General features: G+C 46.0%; 20 protein-coding genes. 12 read left to right on the top strand and 8 right to left on the bottom strand.

Going from position 1 to position 15,736, the window contains the following annotated elements:
* Positions 1-7: 7 nt before the first annotated feature.
* From KFE96_RS12515 to KFE96_RS12500, 4 genes are all read left to right on the top strand, one after another.
* Positions 8-1,306: an FAD-binding oxidoreductase gene (locus KFE96_RS12515; RefSeq protein WP_255832896.1), complete on the top strand. Its 1,299-nt coding sequence runs from the start codon at positions 8-10 to the stop codon at positions 1,304-1,306.
* Between the two features lie 16 nt (positions 1,307-1,322).
* Entirely contained in the window at positions 1,323-1,562 is a 240-nt protein-coding gene (locus KFE96_RS12510; RefSeq protein ID WP_247020434.1) for a hypothetical protein, read from the top strand.
* Positions 1,563-1,568: 6 nt separating this feature from the next.
* A complete protein-coding gene (locus KFE96_RS12505; RefSeq protein ID WP_255832894.1) occupies positions 1,569-2,537 on the top strand; it encodes a threonine/serine dehydratase in 969 nt (322 codons plus the stop codon).
* A gap of 73 nt (positions 2,538-2,610) precedes the next feature.
* On the top strand, positions 2,611-2,721 hold the full coding sequence (locus tag KFE96_RS12500; protein WP_247020430.1) for an aa3-type cytochrome c oxidase subunit IV: 111 nt from the start codon (positions 2,611-2,613) through the stop codon (positions 2,719-2,721).
* Positions 2,722-2,798: 77 nt separating this feature from the next.
* Here the strand turns inward: KFE96_RS12500 and hspQ are convergent, their stop codons facing one another.
* The gene (gene hspQ / locus KFE96_RS12495) at positions 2,799-3,143 is read right to left on the bottom strand and encodes a heat shock protein HspQ (RefSeq protein ID WP_247020428.1); all 345 of its coding nucleotides are present in this window, start codon (positions 3,141-3,143) and stop codon (positions 2,799-2,801) included.
* Between the two features lie 179 nt (positions 3,144-3,322).
* Between hspQ and KFE96_RS12490 the strand changes: the two genes are divergently transcribed.
* Together KFE96_RS12490 and KFE96_RS12485 are read left to right on the top strand one after the other, a co-directional pair.
* The gene (locus KFE96_RS12490) at positions 3,323-5,137 is read left to right on the top strand and encodes a DUF885 family protein (RefSeq protein WP_255832893.1); all 1,815 of its coding nucleotides are present in this window, start codon (positions 3,323-3,325) and stop codon (positions 5,135-5,137) included.
* A 126-nt stretch (positions 5,138-5,263) separates the two neighbouring features.
* Positions 5,264-5,488 carry a hypothetical protein gene (locus tag KFE96_RS12485; protein ID WP_255832892.1) on the top strand — a complete coding sequence of 75 codons (225 nt, stop codon included), beginning with the start codon at positions 5,264-5,266 and terminating at the stop codon, positions 5,486-5,488.
* A 60-nt stretch (positions 5,489-5,548) separates the two neighbouring features.
* Here KFE96_RS12485 and KFE96_RS12480 read toward each other — a convergent pair whose 3' ends face one another.
* Positions 5,549-5,770, bottom strand: coding sequence for a DUF4170 domain-containing protein (locus tag KFE96_RS12480; RefSeq protein ID WP_247020421.1), 222 nt, complete (start codon positions 5,768-5,770; stop codon positions 5,549-5,551).
* A gap of 90 nt (positions 5,771-5,860) precedes the next feature.
* Here KFE96_RS12480 and KFE96_RS12475 point away from each other — a divergent pair, with 90 nt between their 5' ends.
* Positions 5,861-6,397: a glycine cleavage system protein R gene (locus KFE96_RS12475; RefSeq protein ID WP_247020419.1), complete on the top strand. Its 537-nt coding sequence runs from the start codon at positions 5,861-5,863 to the stop codon at positions 6,395-6,397.
* On the opposite strand, the gene KFE96_RS12470 is transcribed toward KFE96_RS12475, so the two are convergent.
* The 3 genes from KFE96_RS12470 to KFE96_RS12460 all read right to left on the bottom strand — a co-directional run bounded on the left by KFE96_RS12470 (position 6,398) and on the right by KFE96_RS12460 (position 9,164).
* Positions 6,398-7,042, bottom strand: coding sequence for a phospholipid-binding protein MlaC (locus KFE96_RS12470; protein ID WP_255832891.1), 645 nt, complete (start codon positions 7,040-7,042; stop codon positions 6,398-6,400).
* A gap of 24 nt (positions 7,043-7,066) precedes the next feature.
* Positions 7,067-7,486 (bottom strand): cytochrome c family protein, encoded by a 420-nt coding sequence (locus KFE96_RS12465; protein WP_255832890.1) that lies wholly within the window; start codon positions 7,484-7,486, stop codon positions 7,067-7,069.
* A gap of 124 nt (positions 7,487-7,610) precedes the next feature.
* Positions 7,611-9,164: a sodium:alanine symporter family protein gene (locus KFE96_RS12460; protein WP_255832889.1), complete on the bottom strand. Its 1,554-nt coding sequence runs from the start codon at positions 9,162-9,164 to the stop codon at positions 7,611-7,613.
* Positions 9,165-9,413: 249 nt separating this feature from the next.
* Here KFE96_RS12460 and KFE96_RS12455 point away from each other — a divergent pair, with 249 nt between their 5' ends.
* The 5 genes from KFE96_RS12455 (at position 9,414) to KFE96_RS12435 (ending at position 12,686) form a co-directional block, all read left to right on the top strand.
* Positions 9,414-10,532 carry a DUF2336 domain-containing protein gene (locus KFE96_RS12455; RefSeq protein ID WP_255832888.1) on the top strand — a complete coding sequence of 373 codons (1,119 nt, stop codon included), beginning with the start codon at positions 9,414-9,416 and terminating at the stop codon, positions 10,530-10,532.
* A gap of 256 nt (positions 10,533-10,788) precedes the next feature.
* Positions 10,789-11,022 carry a hypothetical protein gene (locus tag KFE96_RS12450; protein WP_255832887.1) on the top strand — a complete coding sequence of 78 codons (234 nt, stop codon included), beginning with the start codon at positions 10,789-10,791 and terminating at the stop codon, positions 11,020-11,022.
* Positions 11,023-11,079: 57 nt separating this feature from the next.
* Entirely contained in the window at positions 11,080-11,931 is an 852-nt protein-coding gene (locus KFE96_RS12445; protein ID WP_255832886.1) for a hypothetical protein, read from the top strand.
* Positions 11,932-11,943: 12 nt separating this feature from the next.
* The gene (locus KFE96_RS12440) at positions 11,944-12,285 is read left to right on the top strand and encodes a heavy-metal-associated domain-containing protein (protein ID WP_255832885.1); all 342 of its coding nucleotides are present in this window, start codon (positions 11,944-11,946) and stop codon (positions 12,283-12,285) included.
* 137 nt (positions 12,286-12,422) lie between these two features.
* Positions 12,423-12,686, top strand: a complete 264-nt coding sequence (locus KFE96_RS12435; protein ID WP_255832884.1) for a hypothetical protein — start codon at positions 12,423-12,425, stop codon at positions 12,684-12,686.
* A gap of 23 nt (positions 12,687-12,709) precedes the next feature.
* Here the strand turns inward: KFE96_RS12435 and KFE96_RS12430 are convergent, their stop codons facing one another.
* Genes KFE96_RS12430 through KFE96_RS12420 form a run of 3 tightly spaced genes read right to left on the bottom strand, consistent with a single transcriptional unit; the run spans position 12,710 to position 15,718 of the window.
* A complete protein-coding gene (locus tag KFE96_RS12430) occupies positions 12,710-14,071 on the bottom strand; it encodes a TRAP transporter large permease subunit (protein WP_255832883.1) in 1,362 nt (453 codons plus the stop codon).
* Positions 14,071-14,634 carry a TRAP transporter small permease subunit gene (locus KFE96_RS12425; protein WP_255832881.1) on the bottom strand — a complete coding sequence of 188 codons (564 nt, stop codon included), beginning with the start codon at positions 14,632-14,634 and terminating at the stop codon, positions 14,071-14,073. The genes KFE96_RS12430 and KFE96_RS12425 overlap by 1 nt, the downstream gene beginning before the upstream one ends.
* Positions 14,635-14,638: 4 nt before the next feature.
* Positions 14,639-15,718 carry a TRAP transporter substrate-binding protein gene (locus KFE96_RS12420; protein ID WP_255832880.1) on the bottom strand — a complete coding sequence of 360 codons (1,080 nt, stop codon included), beginning with the start codon at positions 15,716-15,718 and terminating at the stop codon, positions 14,639-14,641.
* Positions 15,719-15,736: the final 18 nt, after the last annotated feature.

Here is a 15,736-nt window from a genome sequence, read left to right as displayed (position 1 = left end):
TAGGTTTATGCGCGTTCGCGACAGCATTCATGAAGATCAGCTACCACATAGCTATTTCACTGCGACATGTAATGATCTTGATGTCTTTAGAAGGCTAGAAGGCAATGTTCGCGCTGAAGTGTGTGTTATTGGTGGTGGTTTCACCGGTGTTGCCACTGCACTAGCTTTAGCGGAACGGGGTAAGAATGTTGTCCTTGTAGAGCAAAATTATATTGGTTGGGGGGCAAGTGGGCGTAGTGTTGGCATAATACAGGGTACATATGGCCCTGCAGCACTTGATTACCCTAAATATAGTGAATTTTGGGAAGATGTTGCTCCAGCCGTATGGGCGCTTGGTCGTGAAGGTTTGAATTATGTCAAAGATACTATCCGCAAGTACGGCATAGAATGTGCGCCGCAAGGCGGAGTTGTTGAGCTGTATCAGTCAGACAAACACGTTGAGCAATTACAGCAATCTATCGAGGTGATGGCAAGGCATGGCCTTCATAACCATGCGGAATTGTTAGGTGAGGATATGATTGCACAGGCAGGCGGTATTCAAACCGCTGTTGCCGGGTATGCCCATAAAAACTGGTTTAGCTGTCATCCTATGAACTTGATCAGGGGAGAAGCCCGGGCTGCCGAAAACCAGGGTGTAAAAATATTCGAAGATGCACGGGTACAGCACATCGACCGCGGTGAAAAACTTGTAGTTGATACCGGTTATGGCCGTGTAACCGCTGACAAGGTTATTCTCGCCGGAAATGCTTACCTTGGAGATCTGGTACCAGAGCTTGGGAAATCCGTTAAGGCCGTAGGCCGGTATGTAATAGCAACTGAACAGCTTGGCGAAGGCCGAGTGCCTGATATTTTTAAATATGCTTCTTCACTTTCTTTCTGCGGCGATAATACGGAAATCATATCAAAGAGTGCCGACAATCGCCTTCTTTTTGCAGGAGGAGATATGGTGGCAGGTTCTCATCCATCCAGTATTAGAGAGCATCTTCAACCAAAACTTGCTCATTATTTTCCCGATCTGTCAGGTGTGAAGGTAGAGTTTGAATGGGGTGGTTATTATGGAGCTGGAACGCAGCCTTTCCCTCAGTTAGGGAGAGTGAGTGACAATATTCTTTTTGCCCATGCATATGAAGGGCAAGGCATTGCATCAGCCCACGTAGTTGCTGAATTGATTGCTGAGGCAGTAACGGGAGAAAGTGATCGATTTGAAACATTGTCAAATTCTGTGAATGGTAAAAATTCTGGTTGGCAATCGGTGCGAGAGACCTTATCTGCCATAGGGACAGCAGTGAATATATTTAAACGATAAGAAAAGTTCACACCTTATGGTTAAAGACGCAGTTAATAAGATTATGCCAGCTTCCCGAATTGGCAGGATAATAGTTGGGGTATTATGTATCCTCGGCGGGTTTCTAGGGTTTTTACCTGTACTTGGCTTCTGGATGATCCCTGTGGGGTTGATTATCCTCTCCGTTGATTTCCCTTTTGTTCGCCGTTTCCGCCGCAAGCAGGAAGTTAAGCTTGGTCGCTGGTGGCAGGAACGTAAAAAGAAAAAAGAAAGATAAACCGGTATGTTTTCTTACGATATGGTTCAGAATGCTGCGGAGCAACTTAAAGGTGTTGCTGTCAGGACACCTCTTATTGAAAGTCCGCTACTTAATGAACGTGTTGGTGGGCGTGTATTTCTGAAGTGTGAAAACCTGCAGCATACGGGTTCTTTTAAGTTTCGCGGCGCTTATAATCGTCTCTCAAGGTTATCTGATGATGAGAAAGCGGCGGGTGTGCTTGCGTTCTCCAGTGGTAACCACGCTCAAGGTATTGCTCGTGCAGCACAAATGCTGGGTATCAAGGCAACGATTATTATGCCTGCAGATGCACCACAATTGAAGGTGGACGGCACGCGAGGGTATGGCGCTGAGGTGGTATTCTATGATCGGTATAATGAGGATCGCGAAGAAGTTGCTAAACGTGTAGCAGGGGATAGTGGTGCAGTTATCGTACCTCCGTATAACAATGAATACATCATGGCTGGGCAGGGGACTGTTGGGCTTGAAATTGCTGAAGACCTGAAAGCACTAGGGACTACACCGGATCAAGTGCTAGTGAATTGTGGTGGCGGCGGTTTGTGCTCAGGTACATTCACATCTCTTTATAAGGCTTTCCCCAGCCTTGATGGATATGCAGTTGAGCCAAATGAATTTGATGATGTTATGCGGTCCCTTGAAAGTGGCGAGATTCAAACGGTTGATTTTGGTGCGCGTTCTATATGTGATGCGCTCCTCACGCCAAGTGCTGGAAGCCTGACTTTTCCTGTTTTGAAAAGTCTTGGTATTAAAGGGCTAACGGTTACTGATGACGAAGCTAAGGCTGCCGTTGGTTATGCAGCTCGAACACTTAAAATCGTGGGGGAACCGGGTGGTGTGGTTTCTCTCGCTGCGGTGCTGGCGGGTAAGCTGGATGCGAAGGATAAAACCACTGTTTGTGTGATCAGTGGAGGAAATATTGACCCTGCAATGTTAATCGAATGCTTGGCGCATTAACACTTGGCGGCGAAACTTTGTTTCGCTATATATTAGTTAGAAAAAAATAATTCTAACTCCTGGAGTGGGAAAAATGGAAATCAAAGATCAGGAAGATACATATACGGGTTTTCTGAAAATCGGTGTCCGTGCGACCGTAGCTATCTTGGCTGTTGTAGCTTTTCTGGCAATGTTTGTTGCGTAAGCACAAAACAGTATTTGCCAAAACAAAAAGCGGCGTGTGAGGCGCCGCTTTTTTTGTATCTAAATCACTGCAGAGATTTAGTGGTGTGGGAATGATCCCAGTTCGTATTTACCTTCAACAAGGTTACCAAACAACTCACTTACATCCGGGTGGTTAACCGGTTCATCTGAATCGTCCGCAAGCAAATTTTGTTGAGAAACATAAGCCTCATAGCTTGTTTCCTCGTTTTCAGCGAAAATATGGTAGAAAGGTTGATCTTTCGCCGGACGAATTTCCGCAGGGATAGATTCCCACCATTCCTCAGAATTAGAAAACTCTGGATCCACATCAAATATTACACCACGAAACGAGAACACCCGGTGTTTCACCACCTGGCCAATCGTGAATATAGGATCTTTTGTAATATTTAACGGTTCTTGCATGGAAAACTCCTTTACTCACGCGTCAAATAATCACCACTGACAGTTTTGTCAAGATAACCACTGAGCGCTCTAGTGCATCACAATAGCGCTAAAGGGGTTGGCAAACTCTTAAGGAAGGCAGATAAATATTTGATAGGGGCTGAACTTTTGAAAGTTCGCTAGAGGTCAGGGGATTACAAATGATACAAAAATCTATCTCAACTATTGCACTTGTGCTTGCTCTTGCAGCCTGTGATGCAGGTAACCAAACAAACAAAAATGAAACGACTCAAGCCGCGCCGGAGATGTCTGAAGTAAATCAGAATGCCGCGATTATGGAGTTTTTCGATGAAGCTATGGCAGAGCGCCTTGCTCTAAACCCGCTTCAGGCAGAACGTTTAGGTGATAAATCAAACAATGATAAGTGGCCGGAAGTGACAGATGCTGCCGCTGAAAAGATGCTGGCTCTTTATAAGGAGCAGTTAGCTGCCCTTAGAACGTTTGACTTTAATGCGCTGGATGCAAAGACACAGCTATCTTACCGTATTTTTGAAATTACTGCAGAACGTTTCCTTGCAAACCATCAATGGCGTCATCACGGATATCCGGTAAACCAGATGTTCGGGTGGCAAACTACAGTACCATCACATTTGATGACTGTTCACAGCGTTTCCAATAAAGCTGATGCTGAAGCTTATGTTAAGCGTCTTGAGCGGGTTGAAACATTCCTTGGGCAAGTAGCTGCGGATATGAAGGTACGTGCTGATATGGGGGTGATGGCACCCCAGTTCGTTTACCCGTACGTTATTACAGCTTCTGAAAATCTCTTTAAGGGCGCGCCATTTGAAGAAGGTGAGGATGGTATTATCCTCGCGAACTTTAAGCGCAAAGTTGGAACTTTGAACTTGCCTGATGGTGAAGAGGCAGAACTTGTTGAAGCTGCGACCGCTGCCCTGCTTGGTGGTTTTAAAAGTGGCTATGATATGTTGATTGCTGAATTAAAGCGTGAACAGGGGATAGCGACTACTGATGATGGTGCCTGGAAGTTCCCGGACGGTGAAGCTTTCTATGCGCAAGCGCTGAAGAATAACACTACGACTGATATGTCTGCGGATGAAATTCATCAACTAGGTCTCGATAATGTTGAACGTATCCACGGTGCTATGAAAGAGATCATGAAGCAGGTGGAGTTTGAAGGCAGCTTGCAGGACTTCTTTGCCTTTACGCGTGATGACCCTCGTTTTTATTATGAAAATACAGACGCAGGCAAAGAAGAATATATCGCAAAAGCCAACGAATATGTTGATGCAATGCGCACTAAGGTGCCTGAGTATTTTGATCTGATGCCTAAAGCACCGATGGAAGTACGTGCGGTAGAAAAATTCCGTGAAAATTCCGCCGGTAAGGCTTTTTATCAACGCTCAGCACCTGATGGTTCACGCCCAGGTATTTTCTATGCGAACCTCCGTGATACGCGCCTGATGCCAACATATCAGCTTGAAGCACTTGCCTATCATGAAGGTATTCCTGGGCACCACTTCCAGATTGCAATTTCGCAGGAGCTTGATGGTGTACCGCTCTTCCAGCGTACAGCGCGTTTCACTGCTTTCTCTGAAGGATGGGGTTTATATACCGAAGAACTGGGTAAGGACATGGGCTTTTATGCTGATCCATACTCTGATTTTGGACGCCTGGCGATGGAACTGTGGCGCGCGTGTCGTTTGGTGGTAGATACAGGCCTTCACCATAAGAAATGGACACGTGAGCAGGCAATTCAGTATCTGAGTGATAATACACCAAATCCTCTCGGTGATAACATTGCAGCAATTGAACGCTACATAGTTATGCCAGGCCAGGCGACTGCCTATATGGTTGGCAAGCTTAAAATCATGGAACTGCGTGAGAAAGCCAGAGCAGAGCTTGGCGATAAATTTGATTGGCGTGGTTTCCATTCGGTTGTGCTTGCAAATGGCGCCGTACCGCTCTCGATACTTGAAGAAAACGTGAATGCCTAGGTTGCTAAGTTGAAGGGCTAAAGGCCGAAATAATTGATACAGTAGCGAAGTAAAGCCTTTGCTACTGTATTTTTTTTGTCATGAAACCTACATGGCACTGCAGCAAGCAGCTGTTAAAAATTCAGTATGACAAATGTGAATTTAGAAAATGTAGGTGGTTATATGAACCAGTTAGTAAATCATGATGGTCTGACAAGACTTGTAAAATTAGAGCTGAACAGGCTCGTTCCTTCAACGCGGGAAGAAGCTTCGCGGGTAATGTATGGCCGCGTTGGTGCGTACGATAAAAGCGGTGCAGCTATTGAGGCAGGCATCAATAGCTATTTTTCGGGGCGCAAGATTGCTAACTAATCTTGTGTATCCTTAAAGAAAAAGCCCCAAGCGCATGATGCTTGAGGCTTTTTTTGTATCTTATTCGCTAGGCTGTAGAAGCTTGTGCAAGTGAACAATAACGTATTTGGTCATAGCGTCATCCACATTTGCCTGGCTAACACTACGCCAAGCCGCTTCGGCTTCCTGATACGAAGGATAGATGCCTACGATATCAAGCTTTTGGATATCTGCGAAAGTAAGCTCTTGCGGGTTTTTTACCTGACCGCCAAAAACAAGATGAAGAAGCTGTTCGTCCGCCATAGTCTCTTTCCATATTAAAATGTGATTGTGTGCGCGGCGATTATTTATCAAACTTATTTGAAAACACCACCTTTTTCTCAGGAGACTTGTATGACTGGCTCGCAATCTAATGCCGTATTGCTAACAATCATGGGTAAAGACAGGGTTGGAATTGTTTCCGCTGTTACCAGTTATCTATTTGATACTGGGGCAAATTTGGCGGATTCTGCCTTTGCTGTGCTGGGTGAAGGGTTTGAATTTTCGTGTGTGGCAGAACTTGAAGGCGCTACAGAGGCTAGGGAACTTGAAGAAGGTCTTGCTGCCCTAGATTTACTTAAGGGTGCGAGAATCACTGCTTGTGCGTTTCCGTTTGAGTTAATGAGAGATGACAGGGGGACAGTTAGCCATACGGTGGAAATCACTGGAGGTGATAGGCCGGGCCTTGTTGCGCGGATCAGTGAAGTGCTCGTCAATCACGGCGCCAATATTGTTCGGATGAACAGTCGCCGTATTTCAACAAATCATGGCGCTGATTATAGAACCCGTTTTGCAGTGAATATTGCTGATGAAGATTTAAAGCTTTTGGAAGCGGCTTTGTTTAACACCGCTGGGAGCATGCGCCTCGACCTTACAGTCGAGGCTGTGTGATTAAGAAGCTGAAGCTGCTTCGGCTTCAGCTGCCGCTTCAGCCGCGCGCCTGTGTAGCCATGCAATTAACCCATCAATACCGTCGCGTTTAATCTTTGATGAAAACACGTCGCGGTTTGTGATCATCAGATTGATACCTTCAAATTCCAGGTTAACAATATGGAACTGACCGTTTTTCTTGCGGACACGCCAGTTAGCAAGGATAGCTGCGCCTTCGTCACGCAGAATTTCTGTGCGTACGTAGAGGTGGCCACGCTTACCGGATGCTGGCTTGGTGCCTACTACATCAAGGTTTTTGAAGCCGATTTCAGACATGTTGCTGTCGAATTCAGCCAGAATATAATCCCGCATTGCAGCCATATATTGTGTACGCTGATCCGAGGTTAGGGAGCGGTAATGACGACCAAGCATGCCGCGGGCAAGAAGGTTGATATCTGTTGCTTCCGCAAAGATAGCTTTGAACGCTGTATCACGTTCCATCTCATTCATCTTCGCGTCGCTCCAAACAGCAACTGTTTCAGAAGATAGTCTTTCGATGAATTCAATAGCACCTTTTGGATCATCTACCGCCTTGTCTTGGGCAGCAACAATATTTAGAGGTGCAAACAGGAAAAGCACACATGCGGCAATCAATTTCTTCATCATAGTATCCTCACTCTTTCCCGAGTATTATTCTGTTTTTGCTGTGGACTGTCGTAAAAAGGCTATCAAATCTTTGCGATCTTGCTCTTTACGAATGCCTGCGAAGGCCATTTTATTACCCGGCAAGAAGGCATTTGGTTTGGTTAGCCATTCATTGATTGTGCTTTCCGTCCACACAATATCTGTATCCAGCATGGCTTTTGAATATTTATAATTTTCAGCCGAACCTGCTTTACGGCCAAATAGCTCGTCCAGGTTAGGGCCAAGTCGTGTACGCTTAGCTGGTGTAAGGTTATGACAAGCTTTGCAACGATTAAAGACACGCTTGCCTTTTGCCGCATCACCAAGGCTTGAAAGGCTAGTATCTGTTGCATCAACCGCGTTTACGACTGTTCCTGAAAATGTCGTCATCAGCGCAAGCGTACAAACTTTCAACAGCATCGGCATAAAACTTATAGTCCTTCTAAACAAATTGGCGGGCCTGAGCCCGCCATATCATGGTTTTCTATACTTAATGTAGCATGAACAATTTGCAATCAACTTTTATAGTCAACGGCAGGTTCCTGCGGTATTAGCCTTCGTATGGTCTGATTTCACCTGACTTAACACGGGCGAAATAATCAGTCAGCATACCTTTTACTTCCTTACGAAGAAGGAAGAGGCCAAGAATGTTTGGAACACCCATTGCCAGTAGAAGTGCATCGGCAATATCCACTACTGCTCCAAGTGACATTGCGGAACCGACAATAAGTGCACTCAGGTAAGCGATCTTGAACAGTAAGTCAGCCATTGGTTTGTCACCAACTAACCACAAGAAAGAACGTTGTCCGTAATAGAACCATGTAATGGATGTTGAGAATGCAAACATAATAACGGCTACAGTCAGAACATATGGGAACCAATCAATCACAGAAGCAAATGCTTTTGATGTCAATGCAATACCTGCCGCATTGCCTGAAGCCGATGCATCAACAGAGCCTGTGATGATGATTACAAGTGCTGTAATCGTACAGATCACCACTGTATCAATAAACGGCTCAAGAAGGGCAACAAGACCTTCCGCCACTGGTTCTTTTGTTTTCGCAGCAGCATGTGCAATAGATGCGGAACCAAGACCAGCTTCGTTAGAGAATGATGCACGGCGTAAACCTTGAATAAGCACGCCTAGGATGCCGCCCTGAACACCTTCAGCTGTAAATGCACCAATGAAGATTTGGCTAAGAGCATCTGGTAACATCGAAATGTTACTGAAGATAATAATCATCGAGGCGCTGACATAGACAATCGCCATAATAGGTACTAGGAACTCGGTTACGTGTGTAATCTTTTTAATACCGCCGATAATCACAAGGCCTACGACAGACGCAAAGATAATACCGAAAATCCAACCCTTGCCGTAGAAGAAGCTCTCCGTGCCGCCTGTAAGCGCTGATACTTCGTTGGTGAACTGCATTGCAGACTGGTTTACTTGGAAAATAGCGCCAGCACCGAAAGCACCGCCGATACAAATCATCGCAGCAGCTACAGCAAGTACTTTACCAAGGCCAGCCAAACCCATGTTAGCGAGACCTTTACTCAGGTAATGCATAGGGCCGCCAGAAACCACACCATTTTCATCGATCTCACGGTATTTAACACCGAGTGTACATTCCACAAATTTTGATGTCATGCCGAAGAGGCCTGCAATAATCATCCAGAAGGTAGCGCCTGCACCCCCCACTGAAATTGCAAGAGCAACCCCTGCGATGTTACCGAGGCCTACCGTACCGGAAACCGCAGCAGATAGCGCTTGGAAGTGAGTTACTTCGCCCGGGTCTTCAGGGTCATCATATGTACCCTTGACAATACGCATGGACTGTTTGAAGCCGCGAATGTTTGGGAAACCCATATAAAATGTGAAGAAAATACCACCACCAAGCAGCCATACTACGATAAGCGGCAGTGCCGGAGCACCATCATATAGCCAGCTCATGTCAACGGCATAAAATACGACCGAAGAAATAGCTTTACTAATAGGTGTCATGAAATCATTGATCATATCTGAGAAAGTTTTCCCAGAATCTTGTGCAAGAGCGGCTTGCGTGGCGAAGCACACAGAGGCCAATACAGCCAGAAGGCGTTTCATGGAGACTCCCCAAGTTCTTGTTTTATCAGCAAAACTAGCTGAATGATTATCGTTTTCTTTAGCCAGAGCTTGCCCCCACTCTGGTCAAAATTCCACGCATGCTAGCCATAAAAAGTGAAATCCTCAATGGAAACATGTGGTATGCTCCAGAAAACTTGATCAAACAGCTAAAATGCTGGAAGATTTTTAACGACCGATTAACCAGTTTCTCCTAGCGTAGGAAGGTGAGACTAATTGTGAGATTTTACCTTGGCTGAGAAAACAACCCTATCTAGTGCTGATGTTGCAAAACTTCTGCAGGATCCAAGTGGCGAAAACAGAGCTGTCGCGGCTTCTAAAGTTGCTTCCACTTTTAGTGCCGATTCCTTATCCGATAAAGAACGTGAAATTGCGGAAAGTATTTTCCGTCATATGCTTAAGGATGCGGAAGTAAGGGTAAGGCAGGCCTTATCTGAAAGCCTGAAAGAAAACCCCGAAGTTCCTCATGATGTTGCGAGTGCACTTGCCAAAGATGTTGATGAAGTGGCGATGCCGCTGATTGAAAGCTCGGTAGTTCTTACAGATGCCGATTTAATAGAACTTGTTAAAACACGTGGCTCTGATGTTCAGAAGGCAGTTGCTGGCCGAGATGATGTTTCAGAGAATTTATCTGATGTTATTGCAGAAGAGGGTAGCGAAGAAGCAGTTGCGGCACTTGTGGGCAATAATAGTGCAGCTATCAGTGATGCTACCTTTGGCAAAGTCTTGGATAAACACGGGGATAGCGAACTGGTGCAGGGGCCAATGGCTAACCGTCAGGAACTACCAGTTGCTGTAGCTGAGCGGTTGGTTACTCTCGTGTCAGAGCAACTTAAAGACCATATTCTTACGCACCATGAAGTATCGCCCGGCATGGCAAGCGATCTGCTTCTTGAAAGCCGAGAGAAAGCAACAGTTTCACTACTAGACGGTGACGAAAACACCGTACAGGCTTTGGTGGACCAGCTTCATGCGAATGGTCGCCTTACACCAACACTTATGTTGCGAGCGCTTGTCATGGGTGATGTCACCTTCTTCGAAGTTGCACTTGCTAAGCGCGTGAATATCCCAGTGGTGAATGCATATAAACTTGTACACGATAAGGGAGGTATGGGGCTTCAACGTTTGTTCGAGGCTGCAAAAATGCCTCCTCAGTTATTGTTGGTAGCTCGTTCAGCACTTGATTTGTTTGATGAGATGCTGGAAACAGCTGGTGATGATCAGGATATGTTCAAACAGTTGATGATTGAACGGGTTCTAACCGCGGTGGAAGACGAAATTGACACAGATAACCTTGATTATCTGATTGGTAAGCTTCACGGCGTGCAAGCTGATAATCACGTTGGTTAAACGTTAAAATCTTTATGTTGAATAATGGAAGGCGCTTTTGGGCGCCTTTTTTCTTGATGGTTCACGGAGTTTCACGAGTGTGTCAGGCTGAGGTTTTATCGTTGCTCCACGGAAGGCTGTGTGTCTATCTGGTTTTATGACGTACTTAAAGAAAATTGGTTTATGCATTTTGTTGTGGGCTGTTTTTGCCCAAGCTAGTGCTGCGGCGGATTTACGCCTTAACCAATCTTGCTGTACGGTAATGGAAATGGCCACCATGTATATGGGAAACTCTGAGATGGATGACATGAAGGAGTGCCCCAATGATTGTGGTTTCAATGGACAATCATGTCTCGATTGTTGTCAGTCCAAAATGCATCTGAATACGGCATTGGTTTTAAGCTACCAGGTCGCGCCTGAAGCCATAGTGATTTCGGAGCATATTGATATTCAGGAATACTTCCTTGAAGGCACGTTACCGGGCCTGTCTTCACCACCACCGAACGCTTGAAGGTAACCGTTGGCCACTTGGGCCCAGTTTTATCTTAACAATCAAGCGATTAAACCAATGAAAATGATAGTTTTAAAAGCGGTAACAGCTACTGCTTTTTGTATAATGGCAGGCGATGTTTCTGCTTCACCAATAACCTTCAATACCGCACTGCCTCTAAGTGAAGATGAATTACTTTTGCGTAGTTTGTTGATCATTAATAAGCAATCTAGCGACGGCGCACAAGTCGACGAAAGCGTTACAAGTTATACTGTTCAGTCCGTTGCGGGATACGGGATTACACCTCGTCTTGCTGTATTTGGTATATTGCCAACTCGGTATATTGATAGGGAGCTTTCTTCTAATCAGCAGAATGATTTTGGTATCGGGGATGCAGAGCTTTTTGCCCGGTTTGAGTTGCTCAGATTAGATGGGCAAGGAAGAACATTTCGTATCTCGCCTTTTGCAGGTATTCGCGTGCCTTCTGGAGAAGAAGGCGAAACAGGTGATGGGTCCACCGATTATTTCGGAGGACTGATCCTTACCTCTGCATCCATCAAAGGAAACTTTGATGCGCAAATACGCTGGAACGTAAATGGTGAACATGGTGGTTTTGATAGAGGTAACAGCATTAGTTTTGATGCATCTTATCAAAAACGCTTATTACCTTCTGAAATTACCACATCAACCAAAGGATTTTTCTTTGGCGTACTGGAAGCGAACGTTACCTATAGTGAGCAGAACCAGTTTGGTGGAATTGATGATGTGAACTCTGGCGGTACACAGGTCTCGATTACTCCGGGTTTACAATATACCGCGCGGCGCTGGGTTGCCGATCTGGGTATTAAAATTCCACTTATCAATGACACAAATGGCGCGCTTCTGGAGGCGGATTATTCCCTCTTTGCTGGCATGCGTTTCAACTTCTAAAAGGAAAAGACAATGAAAAATACTATCACAGCATTAGGCCTTTTAGTGGCTGGAACCTTCGTCCCTGCGATAGCTGAAGATGTGCAATATGATATCAAAGTAGACGGTATTACATGCCCTTTCTGTGTGGCTACATCAGAAAAAGCATTGAAGAAAATTGAGGGTGTGCGTTCTGTAACTGCAAATCTTGAAACTGGTATTATTTCAGTGTGTGGTGTTGAAGATTTAGAATTGACGGAAGAGCAGCTACGGAAGCTTTTCCGTAAAAAGGGTTTTACCTACCGAGAGTTCAAGAAATCAAACAGTTGTTCTTCGGAGCATAGTAAGGCGATGAAGAAGGATGCCGATAAATGAGGGTTGGTGATACACCCAGTAGGTTGGAGCAGGGCAGATGGGGGTGGCTTATCCTCTTTAGCTCATCATCGACACTGATATGCTGTGCGCTGCCTATTTTACTTGTAACACTGGGTATGGGGGCGGTTTCCGCCTCCATGTTTGCAACATTTCCATTTCTTGTTGAGCTTGCTCAGCATAAGATCTGGATGTTTACTGGCTCAGCGCTTTTGCTGGCGTTCAGTGGTTGGTTCTTGTTCCGCAGTGGTAGAGTATGCCCTGCAGACCAAAGATTGGCAGAGCAATGTGAAAAGGCGCATCTCTGGAATGTTAGGCTATGGTGGGCTTCAATTGCTGTTTGGTTTATTGGCTTTGCTGCGGCTTATCTGGCCCTTCCTGTCTGGGAATATTTTGAAGCCTGAGAGTATAGCTCTCAGGCCGGCTGTTATTTGCTGACAGATGGCAGCCACAAAGCAATTTCTGGCCAGATGAGTAAGAGTACAAGCCCAAGAAGCTGTAGTAGCACGAACGGCACAATGCCCTTGTATATATGTGCCAGTTTCACGCTTTTTGGCGCTGCGCCTTTCATATAGAACAGAGCAAAGCCAAATGGAGGCGTAAGGAAACTTGTTTGCAGGTTCACTGCCATCAGGATTGCGAACCAGTGCACCGTTAGGCTTGGATCAAAGAGATGAGCGCCGAAATCTAGCTTGGCAATGACTGGGGCAAATACAGGCAAAATGATCAAGGTGATCTCGATCCAGTCAAAGAAGAAGCCCAAGATAAATACAACAATCATCAAGAGGGTGAGGATAGCCCATGGTCCCGTGCCTGTGCTTTCCATTAAATGAATAATAGCTTCATGACCGCCAAGGAGCGCAAATACGTATGAAAAGGCAGTAGCTCCAACAAAAAGGCCAAATAGCATAGCCGTAGTCAGCGCAGAACGTTCCATAACATCCTGTAGCATGTTGATATTTAGTTTACCCTTGAAGGCAGCAAGTAAAAGCGCACCTAAGGCGCCAACACCGCTCGCTTCTGTTGGGGTCGCAAAACCGCCGAAGATAGAACCAAGCACAGCAATAATAAGTAGCACGGGAGGCGCAAAGCTGCGGATCACCATCATGATAGATAGTTTTTCTGTATTTTCAGTTACCTCGAGAGGCGGCGCAAGTGATGGATTGCGCCATGTGGTAATGAAAATATAGAGCAAATATAGCAGAGCGAGCAGAAGGCTTGGGCCGATCGCCGCCATAAAGAGGCTACCAGCGGACGTAGACAAAAGGTCCGCCATTACCACAAGCATAATAGATGGTGGCAGAAGGATACCAAGCGTACCTGATGCAGCAATAGTACCTGTCGCCAGTGGTGAATGATAGCCGCGCTCCAGCATCACTGGCAGCGCGAGCAGGGTCATCATCACTACGCTTGCGCCGATAATGCCTGTTGTTGCCGCGAGAATAACGCCAAGGATAGTTACTGAAAGTGCAAGTCCGCCAGGCACACGTCTTGTCATCAGTTGGAGCGTATGGAGCAGGTCTTTGGCAACACCGCTACGCTCCAGCATGGTTCCCATAAAGATGAACATTGGGATTGCCACAAGCACTAACTTGCTGACAACACCTCCAAAGATGCGGCTGACCACAAGGAAGAAGCTGTTTGAATTTTCAATGCCGAGCGCCACGGCCAGTAACCAGAAACCAAGGCCAACACCACCAAGTACAAAGGCTACAGGAAAACCTGAAAACAAAAGAGGCATTAATACCAGGAACATCAGGAAGGGTAGGAAGTCGATGAAGGCCTCCATCAGCTTTCTCCCTTCTGTGCATGATCGGTCGCGAAGAATGTTTGGTCCGCGAGCGTTTTATCTCCGAATAGGAAAACAATACTTTCCAGCAAACGTGCAAAAGCAGCAATTACAAGAAAACCAAAGCCAACAATGATCACGGATTTGATAATCCAGCGGTTGGGCAGGCCGGTGGCTGAGGCAGAAGCTTCATTATATTCAATACTGTAGCTCACATAATCGATACCGAAACTGATCACGGCAAAAGTATACGGCAATAGGAACAGGAGACAGCCGAGAGCTTCTACTACTGCGCCAGCTTTAGGGTTGAGTTTTTCAGAAAGAAGCTCAATACGCACATGGGCGTTTTTGGTATAGGCCCAGCCTAGGCATAGAAGAAACAAAGCGCCGTGCAAATGCCATTCAAGTTCCTGCAATTTAGTGGAGCCAATTACAAACCAGTGGCGGAGAGTTACGTCTGTAACGATAACAAGCATCAAAACAAGGATCAGCCAAACGGATAGGCGTCCCACAGCTGTGCTGATGCTCTCCAGCTTTTTTGAAAGCGAATACAGAGACTGCACAGACTTAATCCTTCAGGTAACCACGATCAGCCCAGCCTTTATATTTGGCTCGGAAGGTTTGCAGGCTTTCCCAAGCCCGGGCGAAGTTCTCATCGTCTGCTGCAAGCTCAGTGGAGACCTTGTCCCAGGCTGCTTTTAGTTCTGCTAGAATTTCTGGTGGCCATGTGTGGATTTGCACACCTTCGGCTTCAAGTTTTGCTATAGCATCAGGCTGCAGGGCTTCACCTTCAGAAACACCGTACCGTACGTTAGCCGCGCATGCCGTGGTAATCTGATACTTCTGTGTTTCAGATAGGCTGTTCCATTTGTCCAGATTGATCATCAGCTCGAAGAAGGTGGACTGCTGATGCCAGCCGGGAAAATAATAATGCTTTGCTACTTCATAGAAGCCCATCTTCAGATCAACTGCAGGCATGGCATATTCAGTAGCATCAATGGTGCCTAACTCGAGCGCTTGATAGATCTCTCCCCCTGCGATGAGCTGTGGGGCAGCACCTACTTCCTGAAGAACTTTACCGCCCAAGCCGAAGAAACGAATTTTCAGACCTTTGAAGTCTTCAATAGTTTTCATTTCTTTTTTAAACCAGCCTGAAGCTTCTGGCGGGGTCATGCCGCAGATAATGCTGTGGATGTTGTGCTTATGGTAGATCTCTTCAAACAGTTCGCGGCCACCACCATAATCGAACCATGCGAGATATTCTGGGGCAGAAGGGCCAAAGGGTACAGAAGCAAAAAGTTGAAGTGCAGGTTCTTTGCCTGCCCAGTATCCGGGGGTAGACCAACCAGCTTCCACAGCGCCGTAGCTCACAGCATCAAATGTTTCGAAGGGTGGGGCAAGAACACCAGGCTCAAAAAACTCAAACTTCATGGATCCACCAGAGATTTTATCTACTTCTTCGGTGATTTTTTTACCCATAGTGCCAATTTGCAGGAGTGTAGAAGGATAGGTACTGGTCATGCGCCAGTTCACAGGTTTACTTTCTTGTGTTTCCTTTTCAGTAGCCTGTTCGTTGCTACCACATGCTGCAACCAGCATAACGGCAGAAATGGCCAAACCAGTGGCCAGTGAACGTTTGATACCCATGTTCCTCCCCTTGCGGCC

Origin of the sequence: Kordiimonas sp. SCSIO 12603 (assembly GCF_024398035.1) — a bacterium.
In the GTDB taxonomy this organism is placed as follows: Bacteria; Pseudomonadota; Alphaproteobacteria; order Sphingomonadales; family Kordiimonadaceae; genus Kordiimonas.
The sequence above is the reverse complement of the archived record's forward strand: the minus strand, read 5'-3'. Positions and strand labels throughout refer to the sequence as shown.

What these genes read in the sequence shown, in the direction of transcription:
- KFE96_RS12435 (WP_255832884.1), top strand. Translation starts at nt 12,423, where the DNA reads ATGTTTGCAACATTTCCATTTCTTGTTGAGCTTGCTCAGCATAAGATC.
- KFE96_RS12460 (WP_255832889.1), bottom strand. Translation starts at nt 9,164, where the DNA reads ATGAAACGCCTTCTGGCTGTATTGGCCTCTGTGTGCTTCGCCACGCAA.
- KFE96_RS12505 (WP_255832894.1), top strand. Translation starts at nt 1,569, where the DNA reads ATGTTTTCTTACGATATGGTTCAGAATGCTGCGGAGCAACTTAAAGGT.
- hspQ (WP_247020428.1), bottom strand. Translation starts at nt 3,143, where the DNA reads ATGCAAGAACCGTTAAATATTACAAAAGATCCTATATTCACGATTGGC.
- KFE96_RS12490 (WP_255832893.1), top strand. Translation starts at nt 3,323, where the DNA reads ATGATACAAAAATCTATCTCAACTATTGCACTTGTGCTTGCTCTTGCA.
- KFE96_RS12470 (WP_255832891.1), bottom strand. Translation starts at nt 7,042, where the DNA reads ATGATGAAGAAATTGATTGCCGCATGTGTGCTTTTCCTGTTTGCACCT.
- KFE96_RS12515 (WP_255832896.1), top strand. Translation starts at nt 8, where the DNA reads ATGCGCGTTCGCGACAGCATTCATGAAGATCAGCTACCACATAGCTAT.
- KFE96_RS12510 (WP_247020434.1), top strand. Translation starts at nt 1,323, where the DNA reads ATGGTTAAAGACGCAGTTAATAAGATTATGCCAGCTTCCCGAATTGGC.
- KFE96_RS12450 (WP_255832887.1), top strand. Translation starts at nt 10,789, where the DNA reads ATGTATATGGGAAACTCTGAGATGGATGACATGAAGGAGTGCCCCAAT.
- KFE96_RS12440 (WP_255832885.1), top strand. Translation starts at nt 11,944, where the DNA reads ATGAAAAATACTATCACAGCATTAGGCCTTTTAGTGGCTGGAACCTTC.
- KFE96_RS12445 (WP_255832886.1), top strand. Translation starts at nt 11,080, where the DNA reads ATGAAAATGATAGTTTTAAAAGCGGTAACAGCTACTGCTTTTTGTATA.
- KFE96_RS12480 (WP_247020421.1), bottom strand. Translation starts at nt 5,770, where the DNA reads ATGGCGGACGAACAGCTTCTTCATCTTGTTTTTGGCGGTCAGGTAAAA.
- KFE96_RS12465 (WP_255832890.1), bottom strand. Translation starts at nt 7,486, where the DNA reads ATGCCGATGCTGTTGAAAGTTTGTACGCTTGCGCTGATGACGACATTT.
- KFE96_RS12420 (WP_255832880.1), bottom strand. Translation starts at nt 15,718, where the DNA reads ATGGGTATCAAACGTTCACTGGCCACTGGTTTGGCCATTTCTGCCGTT.
- KFE96_RS12475 (WP_247020419.1), top strand. Translation starts at nt 5,861, where the DNA reads ATGACTGGCTCGCAATCTAATGCCGTATTGCTAACAATCATGGGTAAA.
- KFE96_RS12500 (WP_247020430.1), top strand. Translation starts at nt 2,611, where the DNA reads ATGGAAATCAAAGATCAGGAAGATACATATACGGGTTTTCTGAAAATC.
- KFE96_RS12485 (WP_255832892.1), top strand. Translation starts at nt 5,264, where the DNA reads ATGACAAATGTGAATTTAGAAAATGTAGGTGGTTATATGAACCAGTTA.
- KFE96_RS12430 (WP_255832883.1), bottom strand. Translation starts at nt 14,071, where the DNA reads ATGGAGGCCTTCATCGACTTCCTACCCTTCCTGATGTTCCTGGTATTA.